General features: G+C 43.3%; 13 protein-coding genes, 7 tRNA genes, 1 pseudogene and 2 other annotated features. Of the genes and pseudogenes, 1 reads left to right on the top strand and 20 read right to left on the bottom strand.

The annotated features are described in order from the left end of the window. The 20 genes and pseudogenes from pheT to UF75_RS17795 form a co-directional block, all read right to left on the bottom strand. On the bottom strand, positions 1 to 1800 hold a 1800-nt coding region (pheT, locus tag UF75_RS17895), incomplete at its 3' end, for a phenylalanine--tRNA ligase subunit beta (RefSeq protein WP_045575936.1). Between the two features lie 12 nt (positions 1801 to 1812). Then, entirely contained in the window at positions 1813 to 2835 is a 1023-nt protein-coding gene (gene pheS / locus UF75_RS17890; protein WP_045575937.1) for a phenylalanine--tRNA ligase subunit alpha, read from the bottom strand. Between the two features lie 358 nt (positions 2836 to 3193). Beyond that, a complete protein-coding gene (locus UF75_RS17885; RefSeq protein ID WP_045575935.1) occupies positions 3194 to 3988 on the bottom strand; it encodes an RNA methyltransferase in 795 nt (264 codons plus the stop codon). Between the two features lie 145 nt (positions 3989 to 4133). Beyond that, on the bottom strand, positions 4134 to 4493 hold the full coding sequence (gene rplT, locus UF75_RS17880) for a 50S ribosomal protein L20 (protein WP_045575934.1): 360 nt from the start codon (positions 4491 to 4493) through the stop codon (positions 4134 to 4136). A gap of 30 nt (positions 4494 to 4523) precedes the next feature. Further along, a complete protein-coding gene (gene rpmI / locus UF75_RS17875) occupies positions 4524 to 4721 on the bottom strand; it encodes a 50S ribosomal protein L35 (protein ID WP_034144088.1) in 198 nt (65 codons plus the stop codon). A 22-nt stretch (positions 4722 to 4743) separates the two neighbouring features. Then, positions 4744 to 5259 (bottom strand): translation initiation factor IF-3, encoded by a 516-nt coding sequence (infC, locus tag UF75_RS17870; protein ID WP_242860314.1) that lies wholly within the window; start codon positions 5257 to 5259, stop codon positions 4744 to 4746. Between the two features lie 29 nt (positions 5260 to 5288). Further along, positions 5289 to 5419: a sequence feature (ribosomal protein L20 leader region), on the bottom strand. Between the two features lie 119 nt (positions 5420 to 5538). Beyond that, positions 5539 to 7474, bottom strand: a pseudogene (thrS, locus tag UF75_RS17865) (threonine--tRNA ligase). Between the two features lie 50 nt (positions 7475 to 7524). After that, positions 7525 to 7747 (bottom strand) — a binding site (T-box leader). Between the two features lie 47 nt (positions 7748 to 7794). Continuing rightward, on the bottom strand, positions 7795 to 8667 hold the full coding sequence (locus tag UF75_RS17860; protein WP_045575932.1) for a putative sporulation protein YtxC: 873 nt from the start codon (positions 8665 to 8667) through the stop codon (positions 7795 to 7797). Between the two features lie 491 nt (positions 8668 to 9158). Then, on the bottom strand, positions 9159 to 10013 hold the full coding sequence (gene speE, locus UF75_RS17855; RefSeq protein ID WP_045575931.1) for a polyamine aminopropyltransferase: 855 nt from the start codon (positions 10011 to 10013) through the stop codon (positions 9159 to 9161). Positions 10014 to 10018: 5 nt separating this feature from the next. Then, positions 10019 to 11470: an aminotransferase class I/II-fold pyridoxal phosphate-dependent enzyme gene (locus UF75_RS17850; protein ID WP_045575930.1), complete on the bottom strand. Its 1452-nt coding sequence runs from the start codon at positions 11468 to 11470 to the stop codon at positions 10019 to 10021. A gap of 149 nt (positions 11471 to 11619) precedes the next feature. After that, positions 11620 to 12792 (bottom strand): glycerate kinase, encoded by a 1173-nt coding sequence (locus tag UF75_RS17845; RefSeq protein ID WP_045575929.1) that lies wholly within the window; start codon positions 12790 to 12792, stop codon positions 11620 to 11622. Positions 12793 to 12953: 161 nt separating this feature from the next. After that, positions 12954 to 13030: transfer RNA gene (locus UF75_RS17840), tRNA-Val, on the bottom strand. Positions 13031 to 13033: 3 nt separating this feature from the next. After that, positions 13034 to 13120: transfer RNA gene (locus UF75_RS17835), tRNA-Leu, on the bottom strand. Between the two features lie 8 nt (positions 13121 to 13128). Continuing rightward, positions 13129 to 13203, bottom strand: a tRNA-Cys gene (locus tag UF75_RS17830). Positions 13204 to 13218: 15 nt separating this feature from the next. Further along, a tRNA-Gly gene (locus UF75_RS17825) sits at positions 13219 to 13293 on the bottom strand. Position 13294: 1 nt separating this feature from the next. Next, positions 13295 to 13370: transfer RNA gene (locus UF75_RS17820), tRNA-Phe, on the bottom strand. Between the two features lie 135 nt (positions 13371 to 13505). Continuing rightward, positions 13506 to 13581, bottom strand: a tRNA-Asp gene (locus UF75_RS17815). Positions 13582 to 13641: 60 nt separating this feature from the next. After that, positions 13642 to 13717: transfer RNA gene (locus UF75_RS17810), tRNA-Val, on the bottom strand. 243 nt (positions 13718 to 13960) lie between these two features. Continuing rightward, positions 13961 to 15241: a glycosyltransferase family 2 protein gene (locus UF75_RS17805; RefSeq protein WP_045575928.1), complete on the bottom strand. Its 1281-nt coding sequence runs from the start codon at positions 15239 to 15241 to the stop codon at positions 13961 to 13963. 1003 nt (positions 15242 to 16244) lie between these two features. Then, positions 16245 to 17114 (bottom strand): methyl-accepting chemotaxis protein, encoded by an 870-nt coding sequence (locus tag UF75_RS17795; RefSeq protein WP_045575926.1) that lies wholly within the window; start codon positions 17112 to 17114, stop codon positions 16245 to 16247. 684 nt (positions 17115 to 17798) lie between these two features. Here UF75_RS17795 and UF75_RS28460 point away from each other — a divergent pair. Next, complete coding sequence (locus UF75_RS28460) at positions 17799 to 18071, top strand: hypothetical protein (RefSeq protein ID WP_156146500.1); 273 nt, start codon at positions 17799 to 17801, stop codon at positions 18069 to 18071. Positions 18072 to 18119 lie beyond the last annotated feature (48 nt).

The following is an 18119-nucleotide window of genomic DNA, read 5'->3' as shown; positions in this document are numbered from 1 at the left end:
GGCTACACGCAATTCTTCACGAGGAAGATCCCGTAAGGGTTGCTCTTCTCCCCAATACGTATTTCCTATCTCGAAAATGCTCACTTCCATGTTGCGGCGCGCTACATTCCGAGCCGCCACATCTAGGAGTCCCGGCACCAACGAGGTGCGCATCACACTGAGTTCTTCCCGCAACGGGTTAAGCAAAGGAATCGAATGCTGAGCACTGCCCCATTGTGCATCGGACTCTGCGCGAGTAAATGTATAGGTCAGTACCTCATCCATCCCAGATTGGACCAGGGTCCTACGCAAGCGACGGCGAAATTCTTGCCCTGGAGTTCTGCTTCCTTGGGTCAAATCCCCTTGCGGTAGAGTTGTAGGAATTCGGTCATACCCGATTAGGCGGGCCACTTCTTCCATAAGATCTTCTTCGATCTCAATATCCGAGCGGTAAGAAGGAATCTCGACCTGGAATAATCCCTTTTGTTGTTGATACTCAAAGTTTAAATTATCTAGGACTTGACGAATCTCATCCACCTTCAGTTCAACCCCCAGCACAGTAGATGTATGTTCTGCAGAAAGGCTGACTTGACGGCCAGAGGGGAGTTTCTTCACTTCATCGACCAAGGCTACCGGACGACCTGCCCCTAATTCTAGGAGTAAATCACAAACTCGACCTAGTGTAGCCACGACTCCATGCGCATCGAGACCCTTTTCAAAGCGATTAGAGGCCTCCGACCTAAGTCCTAAGCGACGACTGGTTCGGCGAATACTGACCTGAGAAAAATGAGCCGATTCAATCATTAGCCGCTTGGTATCCTTCGTTACTTCACTGTCCAGGCCGCCCATGACGCCAGCCAATCCCAAAGCTACATGGTCATCGGCAATGAGCAAAGTGTCTGTTTGAAGGTTCCGCTCCACTCCATCTAAGGTGACGATTTTTTCCCCTGGATAGGCACATCGAACGTGAACATCCCCTTGTATCTTATCTCGGTCGAACGCATGCAGCGGTTGTCCCATTTCCATCATACAGTAGTTCGTAATATCCACAATATTATTAATGGGACGAACGCCTGAGGCTTTCAAACGTCTCTGCATCCATTCTGGAGAAGGTTCAATCTGAACATCTTCCACCACTAGTCCTGCATAACGCCAACATAAGTCTTCATCTTCAATGATAATCCGAAGATCCGAAGCTGTTGGCAAAGAGAGTTCTTGATGCTGGTCGGCCCATTTCAGCAAATGGGGCTTTTTCTTGGTAAGAGACGCAACTTCACGGGCAACATTGACCATCGCTAAACAATCCGGCCGGTTTGGATAGAGTTCTAAATCCAAGACACTATCTTCACGCCCTAAATAATGCCCGAAATTCTCTCCGATAGGGGCCTCGGGTGGCAAAATGAGGATCCCGCCTGCACTGCGATCTAATCCTACAGTCTCATCCAACAAAAGCTCCTCACGCGAACATAACATGCCCAGTGAGACAACTCCTCTAAGTTTGGACTTTCGAATTGAAAGCTCATTAGGAAGAGTCGCTCCCACCATAGCAACAGGAATCCGGTCTCCGACTAATAAATTTTGGGCTCCCGTAACGATCACCACTGACTCTTGACCCACATTAATGTCACACACTAAAAGTCGGTCAGCATCTGGATGTTTCGCTAAACTGACAATTTCTCCGATCACCACTTTTTCGAAACCTTTATTGAGATTCTCGACACCCTCTACTTCAATCCCGCCACGGGTTAGGGTCTCCGCTAATTGTTCTGCACTTTGGTCCAAATCGACAAGCTCGCGCAACCATTCCATACTGACTTTCATGACGTTTCCCCCTTAAAACTGCTGCAAAAAGCGCAAATCGTTATCAAATAAGAGCCTCATATCTTCAATCCCAAACTTCAGCATGGCAATGCGCTCAACCCCCATACCAAAAGCAAAACCCGTCACTTCTTTTGGATCATATCCACCGGCCTCTAAAACCCGTGGATGAACCATTCCCGATCCTAATATTTCAATCCAGCCCGTTCCTTTACAAAGTCGACATCCTGCTCCCCCACAAAGCATACAGGAAACATCCACTTCTGCACTTGGCTCCGTGAACGGAAAAAAGCTCGGTCTTAAACGAATTTCTCTCGAATCCCCAAACATTTGGCGCGAAAAGTTTAAGAGGATCCCCTTTAAGTCTGACATGCGAATCCCATGATCGACGATAAGCCCTTCCACCTGGTGGAACATCGGAGAATGTGTTGCATCGTCATCATTTCGATAAACTTTTCCCGGCGCAATAACCTTGACTGGAAGATAAGGAAACAACTTCTCCATCGTTCGAACTTGAACAGGAGAGGTTTGAGTGCGAAGCAAAATTTCCTCAGTAATGTAGAAGGAATCCTGCATTTCACGGGCTGGATGCTCTTTCGGCAAATTAAGCGCTTCGAAGTTATAATAATCCGACTCGATTTCGGGCCCTTCAGCAATTTGAAAGCCCATACCCAAGAATATATCTTCAATTTCCTCCATAACCTGGGTAAGAGGATGGTGATGTCCACGCGGAACCCGTCTTCCCGGTAATGTGATATCAATACGTTCCAAAGATAACCGTTTCTCTAAGGCTATTGCTTCAAGTTCCGCACTACGTTCTTCCCAAGCTTGTTCTAAGCGACTACGTACTTCGTTGACGACCTGTCCCATAATAGGTCGTTCCTCCGGACTTAAGCCTCCCATTTGACGCAGTAAGGCTGTTAAAGAGCCCTTTTTTCCAAGGATTTTTACTTTCAGCTCTTGGAGTGCTTCTGAACTTTCCATATCTTTCAGTACCTTTAACGTTTCCTCTCCAATGCGTTGTATTTCATGCTTCAAGTTTAACCACCCTTTCACTAAACCCTCATCTATAATTTAAAAATAAAAAAGCTCCCGCCCCCTATGAAAGGGACGAGAGTTTCATTCTCGCGGTACCACCCTAGTTTGACCAATCCGGCCACACTTAAGTCCTGTTAACGGAGGAGACCGGGCCTACCTACAAATCAGCAGACCACTCTCAGGCGAATTTTAACCTCTTCATATTAATGAAGGAGGTGGGTACCTTCTTAGCTGGCTCACAGTCTTGGCCACGCCTCCCTGATAAGAAAACACTCCATTTTAACCTGATCATCGCATTATTTTATGTGAATTTTACATAGAGATGTTCACAGAAAATTATAGCATTCTCTAAAGAGTTTTACAAGAAACCCCTTTGTCGCATAATTTCGTAGAGTAAGATACCTGTAGCCATGGCTACATTAAGGGACTCCACATTTTGAGCCATCGGAATCGTTACTCGCTGAACATCCTTAATTTTAAAGGATAGCGACGGGCCCTTTCCCTCATTTCCGACAACCAACGCCAATGGACCCTCAGTCAAGCTGGTGTGATAAATCGATTCCCCCTCGATATCCCCCAGCAAGACACTTAAACCCTGCGCATCACAAAAGTCCAAAATTTCCTTCGGTTGCCTCGAGGGCAAAAGAACTAGCGAAAAAAGGGCCCCCATCGTGCTCCGCAATACTTTGGGATTATAAACATCCACCGTCCCTGGCGTCATACAGATGTAATGGACTCCCGCGGCCAACGCTGTGCGTAAAATTGTCCCTAGATTTCCTGGATCCTGAATACCATCAATAATTAGCAAGACGGTTTGCCGGTCAATAGCTATCTCTGACCACGAATGATTGGTTTGCCGTACAATCGCTAAAATCCCTTGTGGCTCCTCAGTCGCACTCATTTTACGCAGAACACGTTCATCCACTTCCTCAAAGGGGATGTTTCGTTCTCGTAACCTGTTTAGCAGAGACTGCCACTCTGACGGCTCACGTTCCAAGCAAACATAGACCTTTGTGATCAAAGCATCTCTTAAAACTGCTTCTTCGACGAAGCGCCACCCTTCGACCACGAATAACTGAGCCTCCTCGCGGACTTTACGTCGCTGTAACGAGGCAACATATTTTACCTGCTCATTCTGTAAGGACTCAATCATCTATGCACCTCCTAGGGGGAGTATGGAAAATTGTACGGGCAGTTCATGAGAAATTGTAAAGGCAAGTCTTGAGTAGGGGCAAGTCATGAATTGCCCCTACTAGTATAACCAAAAGAGGATGCCTTCGCACCCTCTCTTTCTGTCTTTAAGCCTTGACCTGCGCTTTAGCAACATTGACAATTTCCGTAAACGCTGCAGCATCGCTGATTGCGAGTTCAGCCAGCATCTTACGATTGACTGTAACTCCTGCTTTCTTCAATCCGTCCATCATGCGGCTATAGGATAAACCGTTCATGCGGGCAGCCGCATTGATTCTGGCGATCCAGAGCTTACGGAAGTTCCCTTTGTTATCTTTTCTATGAGCATAAGAATATGCTAAAGATTTTAAGACTTGTTCATTAGCGGGACGGTAGAGTTTACTTTTCGCTCCACGATATCCTTTAGCTAATTTTAATATTTTTTTGTGGCGAGCATGTTTGGTCATGCCTTTTTTTACACGGGCCATATCAAAGAAACCTCCTTCTAACTCAAGTATTTATAGATAAGCAATTAAATTTGCAATCCGTTTTGCATCAGATTTGTGCATCACAGTCGATTTGCGCAAATTCCGTTTTGCCTTTGGCGATTTTTTCTCCAACATGTGGCTAGTGTATCCATGCATACGAATAATCTTGCCAGTTCCTGTTTTCTTAAAGCGCTTTGCTGCGCCTCGGTGAGTTTTCATTTTAGGCATTTTCGTAATCCCCCTTTTGCTATTAATCGTGTTTAATTGAAGCCAAAATCATAATCATGTTTCGACCCTCAAGTTTTGCTTCGCGCTCTACCGTACACTCTGCCTTACAGAATTCGGCAAGTCTCACGCATAACGCTTTACCCAACTCAGGATGCGTGACTTCCCGTCCGCGGAACATGATCGTCACCTTTACTTTATCCCCATCCAACAAAAAGCGTTGGGCGTTGCGGGCTTTGGTTTCGAAGTCATGGTCCTCAATGTTTGGACGCAATTTGACTTCTTTGATTTCCATGCTCTTTTGCTTTTTACGAGCTTCTTTGTCCCGTTTGGCCTGCTCGTATTTGTACTTGCCATAGTCCATTAGTTTACAGACTGGGGGTTTGGCCGTCGGTGCAATCTCCACAAGATCTAACGATTTCCCGATTGCGAGGCTCAAGGCATCTCTAGTCGCCATGATCCCAAGTTGTTCTCCTTCTTCTCCGACGAGACGAACATCCCGAACCCGGATTTCGTCATTGAGTCTTAAGTCCTTGCTAATAAGAAACCACCTCCAAAAAATTTATTTAGCACAAACAAAAAAGACGGATGAATTACCACCCGTCTTCTATATAATCACGAGCACAACTAAGCTCAAGACCAGAAGATACCTTAACAACGAACGTCGTAAGGTGAGAAGCGGATGGCTTCTACTTGACTTAAACATCTTACATCAAAAACCTTCTCATGTCAACATGTCATCTTTACATCTTGCAGTTCTCTATCATTGACAATGCGATGAATACATAGACTCTCATGCTGCTCGAAATCCCCGAGACAATTATTCCTCTTTAAGATTAGCCTTTAAAAGTCTCTTACTCTTAATTTCTTCTTGGATTAACGCACTAAACTCATCAACCGACATTTTTTCTCCGGCATCCCCTTGACCATATCTGCGGACTGCCACCCTATTAGATTCGGCTTCCTGGTCTCCAACGACTAAAGTATAAGGGATCTTTTCAGTTTGAGCCTCTCGAATCTTATAGCTAATCTTTTCTTTGCGTTCATCCGTTTCCACCCTGATATCTAATTCATTGAGACGCGAAGCTAGCGACTTGGCGTACTCGTGATGCCGCTCACTAATCGGCAGGATTCGAACCTGAATCGGTGCCAGCCAGACGGGGAATGCGCCCGCATAGTGCTCTGTCAGCAGAGCAATAAATCGTTCAATACTTCCATACACAACCCGGTGAACCATGACTGGGCGATGCTTTTGACCGTCTTTCCCCGATATAGGATAAGTCAAACTTCTCGGGCATTTGGAAATCGAGTTGAATCGTTCCACACTGCCAGGTCCGATCGAGGCAATCCTTGACATGAAAGTCGATCTTGGGTCCATAGAAGGCTCCATCCCCAGGATTAATCTTGTATTCGATCCCCTTATCTTCTAAGGCTGCCTGAAGGGCCTTGGTGGCTGTTTCCCAATCCTCATCCGAGCCCATAGAATCTTCAGGCCGGGTCGATAATTCGACATTATATTCAAAACCAAACACTTTATAGAAATAGTCAACTAGTTCAATAACCCCAATGAGTTCTTCATTGATTTGAGAAGGGAGCATAAAAATATGCGCATCATCCTGAGTAAAGTTTCGAACACGTAGTAAGCCGTGGAGTGCACCCGAAAGTTCATGGCGGTGTACAAGTCCCAGTTCCCCTACACGAAGCGGGAGGTCACGATAACTGCGCATTTTTGTCTTATACATGATCATGCCACCCGGACAGTTCATGGGTTTCACGCAAAAATCTTGATCGTCAATTTCTGTAAAATACATGTTTTCCTTGTAATGATCCCAGTGTCCCGATTGTTCCCACATCGAGCGATTGAGAATAATAGGAGTCTTGATCTCTTGATATCCACGTCGCCGGTGTTCCTGCCGCCAAAAATCTTCCAGCGCATTACGCAAGATCATGCCTTTAGGATGGAAAAACGGAAAACCGGGGCCCTCTTCATGTAAGCTAAAGAGATCAAGTTCCAAACCAAGTTTACGATGGTCCCGTCGCTTAGCCTCTTCCAATTTAAACAAGTGATCTTCTAGGTCTGCTGGTTTAGCAAACACAGTTCCGTAGATCCTCTGAAGCATTTTATTCTTTTCACTCCCACGCCAATATGCACCTGCTAAGCTCATGAGCTTAAAGGCCTTAATATTTGCTGTAGAAGGAAGATGTGGTCCGGCACAAAGGTCTGTAAAGTTCCCTTGCGTATACATTGAAATCGTTGCATCGTCAGGAAGTCCCTCAATCAGTTCAACTTTATACTTTTCTCCCAATTTGCCAAAGTGAGAAAGGGCCTCTGCTCGGGAGACTTCTCTTCGTTGGAAAGAATGCTTTTCTTTAACGAGTCGATTCATCTCCTTTTCAATACTTACCAGGTCCTCAGGAGTAAAGACATGTTCTGAGTCGAAGTCATAGTAATACCCTTTGGCAATTGCGGGCCCAATCCCAAATTTAGTCCCAGGAAAGAGATTTCCTACAGCCTCAGCCATTAAATGCGCTGTAGAATGTCTTAAAACGTCTAATCCTTCCTCACTATCAAGCGTTACGATCTCCACAGCCGCATCTTCGGTCAGTGGATAGGAAAGATCTTTCGTCTTATCGTTGACTTTCCCTGCAACAGCAACCTTCGCGAGTCCCCGAGAGATAGATAATGCCAATTCTGCGATGGTAGTTCCTTGTTCAACCTCGCGAATTGTGCCGTCTTTTAAGGTGACCTTAATCATATTATTTCACTCCTTAGTACATTATTAATAATAAAAAACTCCCGTCCCTAAATAGGGACGAAAGTTCTACTTCCGTGGTTCCACCCAATTGAAAGGTTCAAAAATGCACCTCTCACTCGATTTCCCTTAACGCGGGGAACGGCAGAGCTTACTAAATTTCAGCCCAACACTCAAGGGTGGTTTTCTCCTGTACGTCCATGAGGAAGCTTTCAGCCTTGGCGTTCCCTCTCTTGCACGGTAGTTTCAGAATACTCTCCCTGTCAACGTTTTAAACTAGATTCACCGAACTGACTTATTATAACAAGTTACTCACTTATTTGTCAAAACTTTTCACAGAGAGAACAGCCTTTACAATCACACACTCGATCTCCGAAAACGCTTCGAATTGTTTGTAAGGTATCTTTGTAACCATCATAACGTATATGCAACGTAATTTGACGAGGTGCGACGGCTATTAGAGCACTCACCAATAAATCTTCATATCCTAGCTCATGAATATTATCAAGTTGATAGTCTTCAAGGAAATGATGAGTTACTTTGACTCCTTCACTATTATATAGATGGAATTTCCCTTGGGGTGTCATTCCGACATGTAAACACTCCAGACGTGGTCTTTGACTATCCACGAAATGCTTTAACAGTTGAATAAATTCTAAATATTCTTTTTCAAGAACATACTCATCAATCGCGTATTCTACTGCTTTGCTTACTTCATTTCTATACTCCTGGGCACGGAATTTCAAAAACCCCTCTATGTCAAAAACAGTGCTTTGAGCTAAGCAACTTAAAATCTGGGTGACTAGGATCGTCTTACGGTTAACATGATAGCCTTGAACCTGCCCTAGTCCATTATTCAAATAATCCAAAGCCTTATTGAGAATTACCTGCCAGTTATTTTGTTTTAGGTATTGCTTTTTTTTAAGAATTTGTACAACGTGGTCTTTTTCCCAATGATGTAAAATTGTTTCTGCTAAAGCATTGGCTAGATAGTAACGATGAATTTTTTGGACCATCGCTTCATTTTCTGTGGCCTTTAATGAATGGTCTTGAAACTGACACTTAATAATCCAACGTTTCCCATGCTGATGTTCTATAATTTGAAAGGGGAGTTTTTCGCGGTCACGTAGTTGGAGCAAACGTGAACAGATACTCTCCCGGTAGTATTGCGTCCCTAATTGCACGGAATGTTCCACTGGCACCCCTCCATAATAGAGTATATGACCTTCTTTAAGCCATATTTCGGTTAGGCCAATCTCCTAGCATTTTTTATTTTTTAAACGCTAGTGACACTCCTTAATATTTCCAAAAACGCAATATTTCATTCCTAAAAGAAAAAGCTAATAGCAAATTCAGCCCTAAAAGGGATAAAGAAAACTTGGCTGGCGCCCGAATACACTGTCTTCGCACGTGTTAGCTTAGCGGAGCGAAGACACTGTCTTCGCACGAATTAGCCTTCTAGTTAGCCTTGGCGAAGGCGGCCGCCTTAGTTGCCCTTAAGCGCTAGTACAAGTAAAGGGACACCCATAGGTATCCCTTTACTTGTACTAGTTAATATAAACTATAAAAAGTCTCCTATTCGGGAGACTTTCATTTGCTATTTAGGTTTGAAAAGACTGGCGCCTCCATGCTTAGGCATGCCTTTATCCGATGGCCAACCGCCACCTAAACCAGCTTTCCTCTATTCCTATTCCTCTGCACTTACTAGTAGCTCTTTTACGTAGTTAGGTAGCGCAAAGCACCCTTTATGAATCTCAGTGTTGTAATACTTTGTCTTAATCTCCAAGCTGTTCCACGCTTGCTCGTCTATATCGGTCAGTGGATCGTACGTTTTTGAGGCAAAACCAAACAGCCAGTGACCCGACGGATAGGTTGGGATATGCGCCTGATAAACCCTACAAACTGGGAAAAATTCTTTAATCCGTTTGTGTGCTCTTTGCATGGACCTGGCATATTCCTTATAATAGGGACTTTCGTGCTGATTGACAAGGATTCCATCTTCTTTTAAAGCTTTGGAACAGTTGCCGTAAAACTCTTTTGTAAACAGTCCTTCCCCTGGTCCGAAAGGATCGGTTGAATCAACAATGATTAAATCATAGGCAGCTGCTTTGGAGCGGACAAATTTCAGCCCATCTTCAAAATACAAGTGTACTCTGGGATCATCCAGTTTACAGGCGGTCTGGGGCAAATATTCTCTGCACACATCAACAACCAATTTATCTATCTCAACCATATCTATGTTTTCAATGGTACTATAACGTGTCAGTTCTCTTACTGTTCCGCCATCCCCCGCACCAATCACCAAAACATTTTTAATGTTTGGGTTGGTTGCCATAGGCACATGAACAATCATATCATGATAAATAAATTCGTCTTTTTCAGTGACCATCATCAAGCCATCTAGGGTAAAGAAAGTCCCAAATTCCTTAGAAATAAAGACGTCAATTCTTTGGAACTCGCTCTGACCTGTATAGAGAGGCTTATCCACTTTAATGGAAAAGCGAACGTCGTCAGTATGCTGTTCCGTATACCATAATTCCATAATTATTAAACCTCCACTACTCTAATGTTTTTGATGTCCATATCCTCTGTCCCTGTCAGAAAGCAACCCTTTGACTTAGCATAAGCAATATAATCAATAATTTCCTCTGTTATTCGTTCTCCTGGAGCCAAAATAGGAATACCTGGCGGATAAGCCATCACAAATTCTCCGCTTATATACCCTGTACTGTCTTTGATGGCGACAGAACGTTGCTCGGAATAGAAGGCTTGCTGTGGTGCCATAACCACCTCTGGATTAATATACTCATGATCAAGCATTCCCGTTTTATCCTTCATATATAGTCTTTTTATTTCAGACAAAGAAGATACCAGTCGTTCCAACGCCAAGGCGCGATCTCCAACCGAGATAATGGCCAAGATATTCCCGATATCTCCGAATTCGATCTGAATTCCATAATCATCACGGAGAATGTCATAAACCTCAATTCCTGCCAGCCCAATTTCTCTAGTATGAATTGACAGCTTAGTTTGATCAAAATCAAACACCGAATTCCCATTAATAAGTTCTGTGGAAAAAGCATAATAGCCACCAATTTTATTGATTTCTTCCCGCGCATAGTTGGCAAGAGAAGTGGCCTTTCCAAAAATGTTTTTTCCGTCTAAAGCTAGGTTACGTCTAGAAATATCGAGAGACGAAAGCAGCAGATAGGAACCGCTGGTAGTTTGTGTTAGGTTAATCGTTTGGCGCACATGACCTGTGCTAAGACGGGCATTTTTTAGTAAAAATGAGCTTTGGGTCAATGACCCACCTGTTTTATGCATACTGACTGCAGACATATCTGCTCCCGCTGCCATCGCACTAACTGGCATATCCGCTCCAAAGTAGAAATGGGTTCCATGCGCTTCATCGACTAAGACATACATATTATGGCGATGGGCAAGCTCAGTAATGGCTCTTAAGTCGGAACATATACCATAATAAGTAGGGTTATTGATAAAAATTGCTTTGGCATCTGGATTTTCATTGATGGCTCTTTTAACTTCATCCATGGACATGCCTAGTGGTATCCCCAACATATTATTGACACCGGGATTCACATAAACAGGAATTGCTCCACTAATGATAAGAGCATTAATGGCACTTCTATGAACATTACGCGGCATAATAATCTTTTCGCCCTGTTTACACACGCTCATAATCATAGCCTGAACAGCTGATGTCGTGCCATTAACCATAAAGAAAGCGTGGTCTGCACCAAAAGCATCTGCTGCCAGTTCTTCAGCTTCTTTGATTACTGAGACGGGATGAGCAAGATTATCTAGCGGCTTCATAGAATTAACATCCACTGAAAGACATTTCTCACCCAAAAATTCCGTGAGTTCGGGGTTACCTCTGCCTTGCTTATGTCCTGGCACATCAAACGGTACAACCCGCATAGATTTGTATTTTAACAGTGCTTCATATATTGGTGCCTTGCCTTGATCAAGTAAATGCATAAAAGCCACCACCTTTCTAGCCCTAATCATTCGACACATTTCAATCAATATATAGTACGAATAATCTCCTCACGAAATTATTCGTAGTAAAAAGAACATTATTAAGTATATTAGACAATCGCAAAAATATCAATGAACGACCGTCATGCCTATGCATCATCATTGGTCCTGCTTATTCCTGAGCCGATAGTCATCCCAACATGGATCAACTGACAAAGTCTACTAGTAGCAGCCTTAACAAGCTCTCCAGCAGAGTCCATGCATTCCTCTAAGGTCATTGGCTGGGATACGATGCTCATTAGCCCCTTTATTCCTTTTTGTAACACATCCTCATAACCCGTACCGAGCCCTCCAGAAATACATATCGTAGGAACATTATAATTTTGGGCAAGCGAGGCTACGCCGACAGGTGCCTTTCCATGAGCTGTTTGAAAATCAGTTCGCCCTTCACCAGTAATCACCACATCAGCATGTTTAACTTTTTCCTCAAAATTTGTAGCCTCAAGGACAATTTCAACACCAGGTTTAAGTTGGGCTGAGGCAAAAATCATTAAACCTGCGCCCAGCCCTCCAGCAGCCCCTGCACCAGGGTACTCCGCGACGTCTTTGCCAGTAGTTACCTTAGCAATCAACGAGTAGTGTTTAAGCGCCTGATCTAACTCTTCGACCATGGCTGGAGTAGCTCCTTTTTGAGGTCCATAAACAGCTGAGGCCCCGCGCACACCGCAGAGCGGATTATCAACATCGCAAGCCACTAATATCGTCGTTTCAGCTAAGCGAGGGTCTAGCTCTGTACAGTTAATCTTCTCTAAATCTCTTAACGCTGCACCCCCATTAGGCAATTCATTCCCTGAAGAATCAAGAAATTTTATGCCCAATGCTCTTGCCATTCCTGCTCCACCATCGTTAGTAGCACTACCGCCAATCCCAATAATCAACTTTCGGATCCCATGATCAAGGGCAGCTTTGATAAGTTGACCCGTCCCATAGGTCGTTGTAATCAGCGGATTTCGTTCTCCCGTGGCTATTAACGTAAGCCCTGACGCTGCAGCCATCTCAATCACGGCAGTTTGTTCATCACCAAGAATCCCCCAGCACGCTTCAACTAGATTCCCTAACGGTCCAATTACTTTATTATTCATGAATCGGCCACGAGTCGCTTTAACCAATGATTCTGTAGTTCCTTCACCCCCATCGGCAATAGGTACTTTGATGACCTGGGCATCTGGAAAAACAGATAATATTCCCTCTTCCATCGCATTTGCAACTTCAATCGACGATAGGCTCCCTTTGAATGAATCTGGAGCAACGACAATACGCATAGCTTAACCCCACCTATCTTGAGATTTTCCCCTATTATAACTCGAAAGAGAATCACTTGTACAAATTAACAAATCGTAACTAAATCTAAGGGAGTCTTGGAAAACCATTGGTTTATGGGTGTGAAAAAAGCTCCTCCGAAGAGAAGCTTAAAATATTCATATGGTGGGTTTGAGAGGACTCGAACCTCCGACCCCCGCGATGTCAACGCGGTACTCTAACCAGCTGAGCTACAAACCCATATGGTGCCGATGACCGGAATCGAACCGGTACGGATGTTACTCCGCGGGATTTTAAGTCCCGTGCGTCTGCCAGTTACGCCACATCGGCAAATTAATTGGAGGCGGCACTCAGATTTGAACTGAGGAATAGAGGTTTTGCAGACCTCTGCCTTACCACTTGGCTATGCCGCCAGGGAAATTATTGGGTGGAGCGGGTGACGAGATTCGGACTCGCGACTTTCACCTTGGCAAGGTGACACTCTACCACTGAGTTACACCCGCATGGTGCCTCAGGACGGAATCGAACCGCCGACACGAGGATTTTCAGTCCTCTGCTCTACCGACTGAGCTACCGAGGCATATTCGAGGTACGATGTTCGAAATTAGATATTCGAACTCAGTATTCCTCTCAAGATTCGTCATTTTAGGTTCTACCTTGTAAAGTTTTACCTTCACCTTTCAAACCTCGAATCACGATCTTCGGACATCGAGTATGGCGACCCCGATCGGACTTGAACCGACGATCTCCTGCGTGACAGGCAGGCATGTTAACCACTACACCACGGGGCCAAGATCGAGGTTCGAGGTACGATGTTCGATGTTCGATGTTTAAACTTCGAATATCGTGTATGGTGGGCGATGACGGGCTCGAACCGCCGACATCCTGCTTGTAAGGCAGGCGCTCTACCAACTGAGCTAATCACCCGAGAACTGACGATTATCAGTATACACAAAAATACGCTTTGTGTCAAAGCTTTTTTAAAGGTTTATCTACGCTAAATTATGTCATTTTCCAAGAGTAACCTATTGCATTTAGAAAACAAAGTAAAGTTATTTTCCTTTGTTTTCTAAATACTAGCGCAAAGGTGGCCGCCTTAGTTGCCTTATGCTTACCAGAAACTTATACCTATCCAATAGCATAAATAGAGAGGAGGGTTGAGCCTCCTCCTTAATTAGTCGATACTTTTTTCTGTTTAACAACTACCTCTTCTATACTTATAGAGCGAGTATGTTTGGTGTGAGACCACTGCTTGTCTTTACGATTAATAAATCCTAAGAAGACAATGGGTATCCAACTATAGATAAAAATCGGATAGAGAATGAGTCCCACATAAGCACGCCATGGTAATCGATCAAGTGCCAATGCAGCAACTGGGTAAAGATATTGGAAAGCGGATAAAATCTGCCATCCAGTCCAAGGCATTACTAAGGTGAATACCTGAGTATAGTGAATTTGAACTGCAGCAATAAGATTTGTAAGCATAAAAAAGGTCGCAATCATGACTAGCGCCGGTTGGAAAAGGTGAATAGCGGCATCTATATACATGAATTTCCTTTCACGTAGTCCCTTAATAATCAGAGGGAAGAAATAACGTCCCGCGACATCAACTTGACCCTGTGCCCATCGTTTCCGTTGATACCAAGATTGAATAAACGTTAAAGGCTTTTCATCGTAAACCACTGCATCATGTGCCCAAGTCGTCTTAATGCCATGGGATAGCGCTTTCATACTAAACTCTAAATCTTCCGTTAAGGAAGTCGCTCCCCATCCAAATTCCTTAAGGACATTCGTCGAAATACACATACCTGTCCCACCCAAAACGTTCGAAAGACGGCCAGTATTGTACCTAGCAAGCTGGAGCAAACGATTCGTGACCCAGAATGCGATAGAGAACGTATTAGTCACCCATGTGTCAAATGGATTTTTTGAATCCAGGTAGCATTGAACGATTTTATGACCTTGGCATAGCTTACTATTCATCTCAAAAAGGAAGTTTTCCTTAACTAGGTTGTCCGCATCGAAAATAACTATTGCATCGTATTGACGCTCTAACCGAAATAAACGATGGAACATCCATTCGAGTGCATAACCCTTTCCACGTTTCTCAGTATTAAATCTCCGATGGACAATGGCTCCAGAACCCCTCGCAATTAAAGCCGTTTTATCTGTACAATTATCAGCTACAACAAAGATATCGTATAGTTTTTTCGGATAGTCAAGTTGTAGCAGATTCTCCACTAACGGCCCAATGACCGTTTCTTCGTTATGTGCAGCCACGACAATAGCAAAACTCTTTTCTGGCTTAAGTATCTTCACCTCTTGTTTCCTGTACAACCCAAACATAGAAAGGATAAAATAATAGAAGGTTAAAAAGATTATAACCACTTGTACTGGAACCATTATGATATTAAATACTTGCGTACCTGAAATGCCAGACAAAAAATCCACAAATTCCACCCCTTTCAACCAATAAATTTTAACATAGGTGTACACCCTATGCAAGAATTATAAAACGACATTATCTATAGTTTGTCCACTGTTTATTTCTATTTTCTCTCTATTTGTCTTAGAACTTAAATTAGTAAATTTTGCCGGAAGAGTTTAGGATAAAATCATCATTTATAGTTATTATTTTTTTAAATGTTCTAATTTATGTATTCTTAAATACTAACCTATTATTAAATCGAGTTTTCCTTTAACAGCACAATTCCGAGTCGCGCTTATGCAATAACTGTTTTATTACTAATGCCGTTCGGAAAACTTACGGAGAAAAAATATAATAAGTGAGGCACTAAAAATAATGAATAAAAAACTGGTTTTTATTCCAAAGCTAATTGAGTACCAGTAGATTTCTTCAACTCTCGACCCTGAAACCCATGGAACTAATGACCGAAAGATACGTGCAATCCCACTTCCAATTACAACAAACAACAATAGCGCTGATATTATTACTAGCATGCCCATAATCCCTGTTGGAGTATCCAGTTGCCAACGACGCACAAAATTACGTTTCATCCACTGCAATTCCGCCTTTATATCTCTGCTCCACCTACTCCACATCTTCCTCACCTCATACCCATATTATGAAAAAGTTAATAAAGCGCACACACCTATAAGTAAAAAGTATAAAAATTATTAAACCTGGTTAGAATCGTGTGCAAGGAGGTGGGTATTATGCCAATACAAGCACCTGATGGGAAATTCGTGCATTGTTCTTATTGTAACCAGAAGTTCCGCTTTGAATATGACGCCTGTAAACATGAAAAAGATAAACACGCTGACCAATAACTCTTGCCGAAGAAAATTCATGTATTGAATCAATTACTTTGATAACTCAAAAAAAGACTACCACAAAAGGTAGTCTTTTTTTGCCCCTTATACAAAAACGGTTAAAGAATTTCCCTTAACAAATTATCTTCTACAGTAACCACAGCTACTATTATTTTTACGATTATAGGCTAGCAGACAATGATTGCAATTTGCTGCTCACTTGCAGCACTCCTTCAACTAACTGAGCAATTTCCTGATTAGCCTTTGCCTGCTCTTGAGTGATGGCACTGTTACGTAGGGAATTCTCCGTAATTTTTTGGATAATAGCTTGAAATTCTAGTAATATAGCGCTTATCTGATTAGCTGAACGATTACTTTCCTCTGCAAGTTTTCGTACTTCTCCAGCAACTACTGAGAAGCCATGACCCTGTTCACCAGCTCGCGCGGCTTCAATTGCAGCATTCAATCCTAAAAGGTTAGTTTGCTTAGCTACTCTCCGAATAAGTTCTAAAATGCCAGATGTGGACTGCAACTGGTTTTTTCCTTCTTGGGCTTCTTCTGCAATAATTTGGCTTATAGAAGCTACCTCTTGGGCAGAAGCGGCTGTTTGTTGTACTGCACTTGCAGCTTGTTCAACCGAAGTGCTCAAACTTTGAACTTGATTGCGAATAATCTCTTTTAATTCTTCATCCCTGAACATCATAACTACTATACCAGCCGCTATTTTAGCAACTGGTTCAACGATCGCTAACGGCCCTGCAACCGCAAATGTACCAATTATTCTACCGTCTGCTTTAATGACCACACTAAAGCCCTCTTTGGATCGGCCTTCAGTAGCTTCAGCATCTGCGGCAGTGACATATGCAAAATCATTACCATTGGTTAATATTTCCATACTTCCCTTATGTTGAATTCCTATTCTTGATTGAGCAGAATTTGAATCAGCAATGATTGTTCCTGTATCATCACAAACGATACCATGATATCCACTATTTCCATAAATAAAATCCACTATTTTTTGGGCAACGGAATCATCAAGTTTTGATGACATATGTTACTTTCCTCCCTTTTCACTCAGAGATTCAACATATTTCTTGAAACTATTAACTACCAAACTACTTTACTAGCTATTATCGTTGCATAAATCCTAATCATCAGATAGTGTCGATAATGCCTGACCCTAGGACTTCTGAGATATCCTTTAATACTTTAATATAAACATACCTACATACTATCATGTATCCTGTCGAAAAGACTACATTTTTATTGGGGAAAAGTTACTCTATTACTAAAGAATATTACTAAGCAAAGTGACGTACTCCCACAACCTAAGAGGTCGAACTTCTTGGGACGTACGGTGGTATTAGGCTATACACACTGAGGATGAGTATCGCCGAGCCACCCACCCTAAAGGAACACTTCGTGGCGAGAAGGGGAGCATAACGCCACACTGCGACTTATAAGGCACTCTCCTGCAGTGTGGATCCCGAACGGGTGGAACCCCGGTGCCTCATCTAATTAGTACATAATAACTAACACAAAAATGACTACCTCGTTAGAGATAGTCATTTTGCTTGTTTACCTGGCGATACGAAAGTCGGATGAGACTTTCACCACACGGCGTCCTATGACGAACGCTCCAGCCGTGTGGATCCTACTTTCCCAGGAGCTATGCTCCAAGTATCCTTGGACCTGGAACGAAAGGCACGATAGTGTCCGGTGACGATATTCTCCGGTGGAGAGTATCGCCGAATGCGCACGTCCCTTAACGAATACTATCGCGATGAGGATGAGTATCGCCGAGCCACCTACCACAAAGGAAGACTTAGTGGCGAAGGATGAGCCTTTCGCCACACTGCGACTTGTGACGCATACTCCTGCAGTGTGGATTCTTAACTTCCGTGTTCGGTATACGAAAAGCGGACGAGCTTTTCGCCACACTGCGACTCGTGACGCACACTCCTGCAGTGTGGATCCCGAACGGGTGGAACCCCGGTGCCTCATCTAATTAGTACATAATAACTAACACAAAAATGACTACCTCGTTAGAGATAGT

Source organism: Desulfosporosinus sp. I2, from assembly GCF_000960765.1.
Classification (GTDB): Bacteria; Bacillota; Desulfitobacteriia; order Desulfitobacteriales; family Desulfitobacteriaceae; genus Desulfosporosinus.
This window is presented reverse-complemented; position numbering and strand designations above follow the sequence as displayed.